The organism is Streptomyces sp. NPDC002537 (assembly GCF_053594975.1).
Genome location: NZ_JBSFWT010000058.1, coordinates 17,192 through 29,285, shown reverse-complemented (window position 1 = coordinate 29,285; position 12,094 = coordinate 17,192). Strand labels below are relative to the sequence as shown.

General features: G+C 72.6%; 10 protein-coding genes. 4 read left to right on the top strand and 6 right to left on the bottom strand.

All coding sequences use genetic code 11. The features are described 5' to 3' along the window. Nucleotides 1-101 precede the first annotated feature (101 nt). The 3 genes from ACWD4A_RS24055 to ACWD4A_RS24045 form a co-directional block, all read right to left on the bottom strand. The gene (locus ACWD4A_RS24055) at nt 102-1,931 is read right to left on the bottom strand and encodes an LCP family protein (RefSeq protein WP_451197094.1); all 1,830 of its coding nucleotides are present in this window, start codon (nt 1,929-1,931) and stop codon (nt 102-104) included. A gap of 231 nt (nt 1,932-2,162) precedes the next feature. Further along, the gene (locus ACWD4A_RS24050; protein ID WP_451197093.1) at nt 2,163-3,488 is read right to left on the bottom strand and encodes an LCP family protein; all 1,326 of its coding nucleotides are present in this window, start codon (nt 3,486-3,488) and stop codon (nt 2,163-2,165) included. Between the two features lie 83 nt (nt 3,489-3,571). Next, nucleotides 3,572-4,324, bottom strand: a complete 753-nt coding sequence (locus ACWD4A_RS24045; RefSeq protein WP_451197092.1) for a TIGR03089 family protein — start codon at nt 4,322-4,324, stop codon at nt 3,572-3,574. A gap of 127 nt (nt 4,325-4,451) precedes the next feature. Between ACWD4A_RS24045 and ACWD4A_RS24040 the strand changes: the two genes are divergently transcribed. The 3 genes from ACWD4A_RS24040 to ACWD4A_RS24030 all read left to right on the top strand — a co-directional run bounded on the left by ACWD4A_RS24040 (nt 4,452) and on the right by ACWD4A_RS24030 (nt 8,133). Continuing rightward, entirely contained in the window at nt 4,452-5,942 is a 1,491-nt protein-coding gene (locus tag ACWD4A_RS24040; protein WP_451197091.1) for a peptidoglycan recognition protein family protein, read from the top strand. 82 nt (nt 5,943-6,024) lie between these two features. Beyond that, nucleotides 6,025-7,107, top strand: coding sequence for a sugar phosphate nucleotidyltransferase (locus ACWD4A_RS24035; RefSeq protein WP_451197090.1), 1,083 nt, complete (start codon nt 6,025-6,027; stop codon nt 7,105-7,107). 123 nt (nt 7,108-7,230) lie between these two features. Beyond that, entirely contained in the window at nt 7,231-8,133 is a 903-nt protein-coding gene (locus tag ACWD4A_RS24030) for a DNA-3-methyladenine glycosylase family protein (protein ID WP_451197088.1), read from the top strand. Between the two features lie 117 nt (nt 8,134-8,250). Here ACWD4A_RS24030 and ACWD4A_RS24025 read toward each other — a convergent pair whose 3' ends face one another. From ACWD4A_RS24025 to ACWD4A_RS24015, 3 genes are read right to left on the bottom strand one after another with little or no spacing between them, the layout of a single operon-like run. Then, on the bottom strand, nt 8,251-9,585 hold the full coding sequence (locus ACWD4A_RS24025; RefSeq protein WP_451197086.1) for a coenzyme F420-0:L-glutamate ligase: 1,335 nt from the start codon (nt 9,583-9,585) through the stop codon (nt 8,251-8,253). Continuing rightward, complete coding sequence (gene cofD, locus ACWD4A_RS24020) at nt 9,582-10,547, bottom strand: 2-phospho-L-lactate transferase (RefSeq protein ID WP_451197085.1); 966 nt, start codon at nt 10,545-10,547, stop codon at nt 9,582-9,584. The genes ACWD4A_RS24025 and cofD overlap by 4 nt, the downstream gene beginning before the upstream one ends. Before the next feature lie 54 nt (nt 10,548-10,601). After that, on the bottom strand, nt 10,602-11,129 hold the full coding sequence (locus tag ACWD4A_RS24015; protein WP_451197084.1) for a cysteine dioxygenase: 528 nt from the start codon (nt 11,127-11,129) through the stop codon (nt 10,602-10,604). Between the two features lie 681 nt (nt 11,130-11,810). Here ACWD4A_RS24015 and ACWD4A_RS24010 point away from each other — a divergent pair. Further along, nucleotides 11,811-12,074 (top strand): WhiB family transcriptional regulator, encoded by a 264-nt coding sequence (locus ACWD4A_RS24010; protein ID WP_004952403.1) that lies wholly within the window; start codon nt 11,811-11,813, stop codon nt 12,072-12,074. The last annotated feature ends 20 nt before the right edge of the window (nt 12,075-12,094 follow it).

Here is a 12,094-nt window from a genome sequence, read left to right as displayed (position 1 = left end):
CTTCCAGCCCGACGGGCAGGCGCGTTGTCTCGTAACGTCTCTCGAGGTGTTTCTCGTGACGTCTCTCGTAACACTGAGATGCGTTTGTACGGCGCCCAGGTTTACTTGGCGCAGATGTTCTTGTCGTCCGCTTCGGCCTTCTGGATGCCGTCCGGCGCCTTCTCCGGTGCGGCGGGTGCCGAGACGGGGGTGCCCGCGGCCTTGAAGTCGGCGCCCAGCGTGAGCGTCATCTCCGCCATCGGCCCCGCCGCGGCCTTGGACTGCTTGAGGGCGTCGGCGGGCAGTCCCATGGCGTCGGCGAGCCTGCGCGCCTGGTCGGCCTGGTCGGGCGCGAACTCCAGCACCGTTCTGTCGACCTTCTTGCCGCCGGGGGCGTTGCCACCGTTGCTGGTGCGCGGCATGCCCTTGGAGTTCTGCAGCCAGGCGACGGCCTCCTGGGCGGCGCCGATCCTGCCGCTGCCGTTGAGGACCTTGGCGCGGACCGCCGCGGGCTCCGCCTTGGGCCCCTTGAGCAGGGCCTCCTGCTGGGCGTCCGCCTGATCCTGCTTCTTCTTCTCCTTCTCCTTGACCTCGGTCAGGGAGACGTCCTGCTTGACCATGGCCAGCAGCGGATCGGCCTTGGGCTTGTCGATGAGGACGGTCTTGCGGACCTTGCCGTCGGCGGGGTTGTCGACGACCGGCAGGGTCGCGAAGGTGATGTTCTTGGTGTTGACCCGGCTGAGGTCCTTCGCCAGCTTCGTCAGATTGCTGACGGAGCCTATGCCGGTGTCGACGGTGAGCGACTTGGTCGCCGCGTCACCCAGGTCGTAGAGCTTCTTGGGGTTGGTGAAGGTGTCCCCGGACTTCATCTTCCGGATCATCGAACTCAGGAACTGCTGCTGGAGCTTGATGCGGTCCAGGTCGCCGCCGAAGCCGACGGTGTGCCGGGTCCGCACGAACGCGAGCGCGTCCTCGCCCTCGATCTCGTGCCGCCCCTTGCCGAGCTTGAGGTGCGACTTGGGGTCGTCGATGTCCTTGGCCAGGCAGACCTCGACGCCGCCGACCGCGGAGGACAGCTGCTTGACGGCGTTGAAGTCGGCCATCATGAAGTGACTGACCTTCAGACCGGTGATCTGCTCGACGGTCCGCCAGGTGCAGCCCGGGTCGCGGTCCTCCTGGCCCAGGCTCTCGTTGAAGCGGACGCCCTTCGAGCCCGGGATGGCCGTCGTCTTCCCGCCCTGCTTGGTCGTGCACTCCGGGATGTCGGTGATCATGTCGCGCGGGATGGAGATCGCCGTCGCGTTCGACCGGTCCTCGGAGATGTGGAACAGCAGCGTGGTGTCGGCGTGCCCGACGCTGCCGTCGTCGCCGTAGCCCTCGTTGCCCTTGCCGGAGCGCTTGTCCGTGCCGATGACGAGGATGTTCACCGGGCCCTTGGTGACGGCGGCGTTGTCCACACCCACGTCGACCTTGTTGATGTTGTTGTTGAAGTGCTCGTAGAGCAGGTACGCGCCCAGGGAGCCGCCGACCAGGACGAAGGCGAGCGTGCCGCCCGTCCAGATCATGACCTTCTTCTTGACGGTCTTCCTGGGCTTGGGCCTGCGCCGGTCCGTGGCGGTCCGGTCCCCGCCGCCCCCGCCCCTACGGCCACCGCCGCCGCGCTGTCCGGGCACCGGGCGGCGGCCGGAACCGGCCTTGGGCGCCTTGGGTCCGGTGGGCTTCGGGGACGGGGAGACGGACGGCGCCGGGGCGGCGGCGCCCGACGGGACGAAGGAACTCGCGGCGGAGGAAGGGGTGGTGAGGGCCGCGGGCGGTGCGGCACCTTGTCCCGGCCCCGGGCCCGCCCCCTCGGCCTGGTCGAGACGCAGCTCGTAGCTGCCGGTCTTGGGGTCGAAGACCCACTGGTCGGCGGGGTCGGTGCCGCCCGCCCGCCCACGGCCTTGCGCGTCCACGGTCGCTCGAATCCTCCGTCGGTGCCACGCGGCGCCTGCCCCCCTCAGCGGCGCTTCGTCACATTCGGTCTGCAGTGCGCGATCAGCCCGGCCGTGCGCACCGGATCGCTCACACTATCCGTCCAGTTCAGCGTCGAGCGACGCCGGTGACACACTCCACTCCCCCGCAACTGGGCAATCTGCCCAATCCCTTCGCCGGGCCGGAAAGGCCGATCATACGGTTCGTGGCGATCATCCGCAGATGCCGCGGGCGGCCGTGGTCCCCTCGTACGTGGGCGGTGCGGTGGGGGAGGGCGAGGAAGCGGGGGAAAGGGGGGAAGGGTAGGCGGAAGGGGACAACGCGGGCGGATTCGGGACCTCGGCGGGCGGCGTGGCCGGCGCCGGATTCTCCGTCACGTCCAGCCCCAGCGGGTAGTCCGGCCCCACGGGGTCGTCGGCCTTGCCGTGCCGTACGGGCCGCGGGACGCCGGGCTTGCCGTCCACGGCCCCCAGGCCCTTGCTGTCGGCGGGCCGTACGTTGTTGCCGACCGACACCGGCCGGTCCGCCCGCAGTTGCCGGAAGAGCTGGTCCGCGTCCGGCTGCACGAGCTCGTCGCGGTCCGTGTTGTACGGGTACGGGCGGCGGGGCACCGTCAGGAACTGGACCTTGTCGCTGGGGATGTTCCGTACCGTGCGCACCAGGTCGTACAGCTTGCGCAGCGAGCCGAGCCCCGCGTCGGTGGTGAGCGACCGGGTCGCCGCGTCGAGCACCGGGTAGAGCCGTGTCGGGTTGAGCAGCACGCCGTTGCTCTGCATCTCGTTGAACAGCGCGCCCAGGAAGGCCTGCTGTCGGCCCATCCGCTCGGTGTCGCTGCCGTCGCCGAGGCTGTAGCGGGCGCGGACGAACCCCAGCGCCTGTTCCCCGTGCAGGACCTGACGGCCCGCCGGGAGCCGCAGGTGCGCCTCGTGGTCGTCCATGGGCTGCTTGAGGCACAGTTCGACGCCGTCGACCGCGTCGACCAGCTGCTTGAATCCGGTGAAGTCCACCACCACGTGGTGCGTGATCCGGATATGGCTGATGTTCTCGATGGTCCGGATGGTGCACGCCGGGCCCGCGAGCTCGAAGGCCCAGTTGAACTGGGCGAACCGCTCGCTCGTCTGGGTGCCGTCCGGCCGCCGGCAGCTCGGGATGGTCGCCATCAGGTCGCGCGGCAGGCTCACGGCCGTCGCGCTGCGCCGGTCGGCGGCCACGTGCAGCAGGATCGTGGTGTCCGAGCGCTGGGTGCCGCTGTCCTCGCCGTACTTCCCGTTGCCGGGGCCGCCCCGGCTGTCGGAGCCGATGATCAGGATGTTCTGCGCCCCGGCCACCAGGGCCGTCGGGCGCTCCTTCTCGTAGCGCCGCAGCTCGTCCGCCGTGTCGGTGTCGGTGGTGATGTTGCTGTTGAGCCGCTCGTACAGCACCCAGCCCACCGCGACCGCGGCGAGCGTCAGCACGGCCAGCCCCAGCGCCAGCCAGCGCAGCCAGCGGCGTCTGCGCCGGGGCGCGGGGGAGGGCGCGGCGGTGCTGTGCTCGTCCACGGCGGCGGCCCTCCCTCACGGGTGGTGCGCGCCGTCGCGGCGCGCACCCCCGATCATCGCGCGGCCGCGGCGATGCGGCAGCGTCAGAGGGCCGTCACGGTGACGCGCTCGCTCTCCCGGCGCTTCTCCAGGCCGCCGCCCGACAGCCGGTCGAGGTTCCGGCACAGCACCACGGACCCGCCGGCCGCGAGCGGGGCGAACAGCCCGGCGGACAGCCCGTCCCAGGTGTCGTACGGCAGGCCGGACAGCATCCGCGAACCCGCGTCCAGCCCGTGCTGGAACGCGTCCGTGCGCGCCCGCTCCACCAGCTGGGCCCCCGTCAGCTCCAGGCCGCCCACGGCGAGCGCGGGCGCGTCCGGGTCCACCGGGGCGTACGGGGCGAAGCGGTCGCCCTGGCTCGGCACCTCGACCGCGTAGTCGGCGAAGCCCGCCGGCGGCTGCGGGAAGCGGCCGCCCAGCGGGCGCAGGGCCAGTGCCACGCGCTCCCCGGAACAGGCGCGCGCCTCCTGAAGGGTGTCCGGGCCGCTCACGACCAGGTCCGCGGTGGCCGGGTCGCCGCCGACCTCGGCCAGTACCCCGGCCGAGGAACAGGCGAGCAGCCAGACGGCCGTCTGCCAGTGCGCGGGCAGCAGCAGCGCGAGCCGGTCGCCCGGCTCCGCGGCGAGCTCGCCCTGCAGCAGATTGGCGGTCTTCGCCACCCAATTGGCGAAGGTGGCCACGGACAGTTCCACGCGCTCGCCGGTGGCGTCGTCGTAGAAGGTCACGAGCGGGCGGGCCGGGTCCGCGGCGAGCGCGGAACGCAGCAGGTCGGCGGGGGTGCGATCGGTGGCGTTCATCCGCGTCAGGGTACGCCGCGGGGACGTTGACGGGCAGTCGGGACAGCGCCCCGGGAGCCGACTCACCGTCACTTCCCATGGATTTCTGAATGGACAGATTTATCGCCTTATGTCCAGGATTTCTGTCATGCATGGAATCTTGGTCTCCTCGACGGTCACCTGCGCCGCCGCCCTCACCCTGCCCCTGCTCGCGACCCCGCCGGGGGTTGCCCATTCCGGCACGATCTCCTCACCGGGCCCGTGGACCTCCGTCCCGGGCTCGACGCAGTCCCTGCCACTGGTCCGGCTCGGCGGCGCCACGGGGGCGCGCGCCGGGTCGCCCGGCCCCGAACAGGGGGTACCCCAGCGGGAGGTCAAGCCCTTCTCCCTCGTCGGCATCGTGTGGGACGACGCCGCCGCCGAACTCCGCGGCCGGGCCCAGGTGCGCACCCGCGCGGTGGGCAGCCACGACTGGTCCGCCTGGCAGGACGTGCAGACCCACGACGACGACCGCCCCGACCTCGACTCGCACGAGGCCCGCCGCGGCCGGCTGCGCGGCTCCACCGCGCCCCTGTGGGTCGGCCGCTCCGACGCCATCCAGCTCCGGGTGCACCCCGACGTCGTGACCGAACGCACCCCCGAGGGCCGCGGCCTGCCCTCGGGCATGCGCCTCGAACTCGTCGACCCCGGCGGTCCGGCGGCCCGGCCCGCCCGCAGGGCGCCCGGCGCGCCGCCGGACCCCAGCGACCCCGCCGACGAGGAACGCGCCAGCTCGGCCGCCAACGCGCCGCTCGCCCCGCTCGGCGCCACCGAGATCCCGGCCGCCTCCAAGGCCGCCGCGCGGGCCGACCTCTCCGCCACGGCCGTCCGCCGCGACCGGCGGCCCGGGGACGAACCCGAGGACACCCCTGAGATCGACGACTACGACTACGGTGACGACGACGGCGACCCCCGGGGCGGCTGGGACCGCAGTGACGACGACGGGCCCGGCGACTCCGCCGACTCCGGCGAGAACGCCGTCCCCGACGGCCGCTACACCGCCTCCCGCCCCCGCATCGTCACCCGGGCGGGCTGGGGCGCCGACGAATCGCTCCGCGAGCGGGGCTTCGCGTACACCAAGACCGTGAAGGCCGCCTTCGTCCACCACACGGCCTCGGGCAACAACTACAGCTGCTCCGACTCAGCATCCGTCATTCGCGGTATCTACCGCTACCACGTTGTGAGCAGCGGCTGGCGGGACATCGGCTACAACTTCCTGGTGGACCGGTGCGGCACGATCTACGAAGGCCGCGCGGGCGGGGTGGCGAAACCGGTGATGGGCGCCCACACCCTCGGTTTCAACACCAACAGCATGGGCATCGCCGTTCTCGGAACCTTCGGCAGCTCCAGCCCGCCCAACGCGGCGGTGAACGCCCTGTCCTCCCTCACCGCATGGAAGCTCGGTCTGTTCGGCGCCAACCCGCGCGGCACGACACACCTGGTGTCGGGCGGCGGCAATCTGTTCAAGAAGGGGAGCTCCGTCAAGCTCAAGGTCATCTCCGGACACCGCGACGGCTACGCCACGGAGTGCCCCGGTGACCGCCTCTACAGCCGGCTGGGATCGACCCGTACGGCAGCCGCCCGCCTGCAGGGCCGCTGACCGGGGGCGGGAGTCGCCCGCCGGTCTGCATACACTGGCCGCCGATCACGGCCCGGCCCCAGCAGGAAGCAGAGACGACAAGGTGACAGAAGCGATCCTCCTGGTCGGGGGCAAGGGAACCCGGCTGCGGCCGCTCACGATGCATACGCCGAAGCCCATGGTTCCGGCGGCGGGCGTCCCGTTCCTCACCCATCAGCTGGCGCGCGCCCGCGCGGCCGGGGTCGACCACATCGTGCTCGCGACCTCCTATCTCGCGGAGGTCTTCGAGCCGTACTTCGGCGACGGGTCGGCCCTCGGGCTGCACCTGGAGTACGTCACCGAGGTGGAGCCGCTCGGCACCGGCGGCGCCATCCGCAACGTCGCCTCCCGGCTGCGCTCGGCGCCCGACGAGCCCGTACTGATCTTCAACGGCGACATCCTCACCGGCCTCGACATCGAGGCGCTGGTCTGCACCCACCGCACGACCGGCGCGGACGTCTCCCTGCACCTGACCCGGGTCGAGGACCCCCGGGCGTTCGGCCTGGTGCCCACCGACGCCACCGGGCGGGTGACGGCCTTCCTGGAGAAGCCGCAGACGCCCGAGGAGATCGTCACCGACCAGATCAACGCGGGCGCGTACGTCTTCAACCGCTCGGTGATCGACACCATCCCGGCGGACCGGCCCGTCTCGGTCGAGCGCGAGACCTTCCCCGGGCTGCTCGCCGAGGGCGCGCACCTCCAGGGCATGGTCGACTCCACGTACTGGCTGGACCTGGGCACGCCGCAGGCGTTCGTCCGGGGCTCGGCCGACCTGGTGCTCGGCCGGGCGCCGTCCCCGGCCGTGCCGGGCCGCTGCGGCGACCGGCTGGTCCTGGACACCGCCGAGGTCGCCCCGGACGCCAAGCTCACGGGCGGCACGGTGATCGGCGCGGGCGCCCGCGTGGAGCCGGGCGCGCGGATCGACGGCAGCACGGTCCTGGACGGCGCGGTCATCGAGGCGGGCGCGGACGTGCGCGACTCCCTGGTGGGCGCGGGGGCGCGGATCGGGGCGCGCACGATCCTGGACGGCGCGGTCATCGGCGACCGGGCCCACGTCGGCGCCGACAACGAGCTGCGGGCCGGGGCGCGGATCTGGTGCGACGCGGAGATCCCGCCGTCGGCGATCAGGTTCTCCTCGGACCAGTAACCACCGGCGTCCCGGGGGCCGGGCCGAGCGACACGTTCCGGTGAATTCCGGTTGTGGGGATCTCCTGCCCAACAACCGGAATTAGGCCATCCGGCTGTCGGTGGGCCGACGTAGGCTGGCGGGATGGCGACGCGCACATGGGCCCCGCCCGGCCCGTACGACCTCGGGCGCACCCTGGGCGTCCTGGCGCGCGGCCCCGGCGACCCGGCCTTCCAGGTCGCGCCGGACGGCTCCGTATGGCGCGCGAGCCGCACCCCGGCCGGCCCCGGCACGCTGCACATGACGGCGCGCGACGGGCAGGTGCGCGCGGAGGCGTGGGGCCCCGGAGCGGACTGGCTGCTGGACCGCCTCCCGGCCCTCCTCGGCGGTACGGACGACCCCGGCGCCTTCACGCCCCGCCACCGCCTGCTGCACGAGACCCACCGCCGTCACCCCGGCCTCCGGCTGGCCCGCACCGGGCTGGTCCTGGAGTCCCTGATCCCCTCGGTCCTGGAACAGAAGGTCACCAGCGACGAGGCGTACCGCGCGTGGCGCCTGCTCCTCCAGCGGCACGGCGAACCGGCCCCCGGGCCCGGCCCGCGCATGCGGGTGATGCCGGACGCGCGCGGCTGGGCGCTGATCCCGTCCTGGGAGTGGCACCGGGCGGGCGTGGACGGGAAGCGGTCGGCGACGATCGTGCGGGCCGCACGGGTGGCCGCCCGCCTGGAGGAAGCGGCGGCCATGGACGAATCCGCCGCCGCGGCACGCCTCCGGGCGGTCCCCGGCATCGGCCCCTGGACGGCCGCGGAGACGCTCCAGCGGAGCAACGGCGCGACCGACGCGGTGACGGTGGGCGACCTGCACCTGCCGTCGATCGTCGGCTACGCCCTCACGGGCGCGCGCGGAGCGGACGACGCGGCGATGCTCGACCTCCTGGCGCCGTACGCGGGGCAACGGCACCGCGCGTGCCGCCTCGTCCTCCTGGCATCCGTCACCCCACCACGCCGCGGACCCCGCTTCGCGGTGGGGGACATCAGGGGGTGGTGAGGCGGGCCGCAGGTTGTGGGCTGCGGCCGACAAATCCAGCCCGTCCGGCGTTTGAGGACGCGGCCGCAGGCCGCTCCCGCCGCAGGCGGCAACGGTGCCGCACCCGCCCCAAAAACCTCAGCGCACCTCGACGAACGACGCCGCATCCCGCCCCGCGCGAGCGCTGGGCGGAGCCGCAGGGCGGCCCACCGCCACCGCCCCCATCGGGTCCCAGCCCGGCGGCAGCCCCAGCACCGAGCGGACGACGTCACGGCAGAACATCGTCGAGGAGACCCAGGCCGACCCCAACTGCTCCCCGGCCAGCGCGACGAGGAAGTTCTGCACGGCGGCACCGGCCGCCACCACGAACATCTCCCGCTCCGCCGTGCCCCGCCGCTCGTCGGGGTAGGCGTGCGAGCCGTCCATGACGAGGCACGGCACCACCAGATACGGCGCCTTGCGCAGCACGTCGCCCCGGCGCACCCGCTTGGCGATGCGGGCCTCGTCGAAGCCGTCCGCCCGCAGGTCGGCGATCCAGGCGTCCCGCATGGCGTCGAGCAGCCGCGTGCGCGACTCCTCGGACTCCAGCAGCACGAAGCGCCAGGGGGTGGTGTGGTGCGGCGCGGGCGCCGTGATCGCGGCGGCGACGGCCCGCCGCACCGCACCCGGGTCCACGGGCTCGTCCGTGAACTCGCGGACCGTGCGCCGCAGCGTCACCGCTTCCCGTACGGCCTCGGAGGTGCCCAGCCGGAACATGTCGCGGGAGGCGTCCCGCACCAGCGGCCGCGCCCCGTGGTCGTCCTCGGCGGCGTCCGTCACCGCGTGCGCCAGCCCCCGCACGACGGCCACCGGCAGGGAACCGGTCTTGCCCTTGACGAGGTCGCCCGCGGCGGCCAGTTCGTCCGCGGTGGCCACGACCGTCACGTTCAGGGGGTTGCCGCTGGCGTCGACGCCGCCGCGCAGGTCGTCGAGGACCCGTACCCCGGCCGCACCGATCGCGATGTCCGTCAGCCCGGCGCGCCAGGGCCGCCCCGAGGTGTCGGTGACGACGACGCCGACGTCCACGCCCAGCGTCTCCCGCAGCCCGGCCCGCAGCGCGCGGGCGGAGGCGTCGGGGTCCTCGGGCAGCAGCAGTACCGTCCCGGCCTCGGTGTTCGACGCGTCGACGCCCGCGGCGGCCATGACCAGCCCGAGCCGGTTCTCGACGATGCGCAGGGTGCCGCGCCGGGCCACGACCCGTACGGCCTCGGCGTCTATGGCGGCCTCGCGGTCGGCGGCCCGTAGGAGCCGCCCCTCCGCCTTGCTGACGATCTTCGAGGTGACGAGCAGGACGTCGCCGTCGGCGAGCCCGGGGAGGCCGTCCGCGCCGGCCGCGGTCGCGATCAGCTTGGTCAGGTCGTCCCCGGCCCGCACCTCGGGGATGCCGGGCAGCGCCCAGACCCGGAACTCCGGGACATCGTCCGGGGCACTCATGCGCGCACCTCCTCGGCGAGCGCCAGGGCCTCCTCGGCCATCCGGGCGGTGGCGGCGACGTCGGTCATCATCAGCGGCACGGCCCGGCAGCGGATGCCCGCGGCCGTCACCTCCTCGACCCGGCCCTCGTCCACCGTGTCGACCAGCCAGCCGTCGATGAGCCCGGAGCCGTAGTGCAGGGCGACGGCGGAGGCCGTGGACTCCACGCCGACGGCCTCCAGGACCTTGTCGGCCATGCCGCGCACAGGTGCGTCCCCGACGATGGGGGAGAGGCCCACGACGGGCGCCGCGGCGGCCGCGACGGCCTCGCGCACCCCCGGCACGGCGAGGATCGTGCCCACGCTCACGACGGGGTTGGACGGCGGGAAAAGGATGACGTCGGCCGCGGCGACGGCCTCCAGCACGCCGGGCGCGGGCTTGGCCTGCTCCGCGCCGACCGGGACGATCGCGTGCGCGGACACGGCGGCCCGCAGCCGCACCCAGTACTCCTGGAAGTGCACGGCCTTGCGGCCCTCGCCGTCCGGATCGTCGATCATGACGTGGGTCTCGACCCGGTCGTCGCTCATCGGCAGCAGCCGGACGCCCGGCTCCCAGCGGCGGCACAGCGCCTCGGTGACCGAGCTCAGCGGATAGCCCGCGCCCAGCATCTGGGTGCGGACGATGTGCGTCGCGAAGTCGCGGTCGCCGAGCCCGAACCACTCGGGGCCCACGCCGTACGCCGCCAACTCCTCCTTCACCGCGAAGGATTCACCGGACCGGCCCCACCCCTGCTCCTCGTGGATGCCCCCGCCGAGGGTGTACATCACGGTGTCGAGGTCGGGACAGACCTTGAGCCCGTAGAGGTGGATGTCGTCTCCGGTGTTCCCGATGACGGTGATCTCCGCGTCGGGGACTGCTGACTTGAGGCCACGGAGGAAGCGGGCGCCCCCGATCCCGCCGGCCAGAACCACAATGCGCTGCATGGCCAACAGTGTGTCAGTGGGGTACGACAGCGCGTGTGGCGGGCGGGGCCGTCGTCAGCGGCGCGCGGCGTCCAGGGCGGTGGGCGGCAACGCGGCGGCCGCGGGCCGGTGGTGGCGCATCGGCATCTCGGTGAGACCCGGCGAGTAGACGTGCAGGCTGACGGCCGGACCGAGGGAGTCGTTGACGACCTCGTGGGCATAGCCGGGTGCGAAGACCCGCTGAGCTCCGGCGCGCAGCCGACGCCGTGCGCCGCTCTGCGGGCCGGTGCCTCCGGTGACCTCGGTCAGCTCCCCCTGGAGGACGGTCAGCACGCCGGAGGAGGGCCCGTGGTCGTGCTCCCCGCTGCCCTGGCCGGGTACCCAGCTGAGCAGCCACACCTCGTAGCCGGGGCCGGTGCGCAGCCGGTGGTACCAGCGGCTGGTGGCGTCGTACTGCACGAGGCGCGCCCAGGAGGCGGTGTCGGCGGCGATGTCGCGGGCCAGCCCCGCGAACTCGGCGATGGTGCTGGGGTGCGCGGGCACGGGCGGCATCAGGTGGGGGATGGCGAGCGGGTCGCCGGCGATCTGGACGTCGCTGTTCATGTGCGGGGTTCCTCGGCGGGGTGTGCGGGGGCGGCGCGGTGACCGGGCGGAGCGGGGACACGCGGGGCGTGTACGCGCGGAGGAGCGCTGCCCCGCGGGCGGTCGGATGAGGACGTGCGGGGCGGAGCGGAGAGCAGAAGCGAGAAGAAGCTCAGCCGGAGCTCTGGGGCATCAACAGCTGGAACAGCGACAGCGAGCCTGCACAGCGCAGCGGGACCCGTAAGCACGGGTCAGGCTGAGGGCGGCGATAGCTGGCATGCCACCAAAGGTGACGGGCGCGACCGCGCTCTGTCAACCGGGTGTCCGGTTTGGGGGATATCTTTCACCTCATCCGGTAACTGTGGGTGGCGAAAGGTTTGTGGCCCCGGGGGTGCGGACAGGTGGCGCACCAGCCGGTGCCGTAAACATGATTCGGCCGGACGGTGCAACGGGATTGCCGTGCGTGACGTCCTCTCCTTGTAGGAGGGGGTGGGGCTGTCGAGACAGGCAGATAGTTCTGTCCGGACTTGTAATCTTTCGGGCACTTTCTGCTTGGCTTTGGTTCCGCAGAGTGAATAAGGAGCCCAATAGCAGATCTCGGCTTGACTGGCCCGGATCGGCACACTTGTAATTTCACCCGTGTTGTTCTGCCGCACTTGATGAAGGCAGCACGGGGACGCAAATGACAGACGAGGGGCGCACATGACCGAGCTGTTTCAGCAACTGCTGGTCGAGGAGGCGGACGAGGAGCTCGGCTGGCAGGAGCGCGCACTCTGCGCCCAGACCGATCCCGAGTCCTTCTTCCCCGAGAAGGGTGGTTCCACGCGCGAGGCCAAGAAGGTCTGCCTCGCCTGCGAGGTCCGCTCGGAGTGCCTTGAATATGCCCTTGCCAATGACGAACGCTTCGGCATCTGGGGAGGTTTGTCCGAGCGCGAGCGCCGCCGCCTCAAGAAAGCAGCGGTCTGATAGATCGGACAAACAGTTCT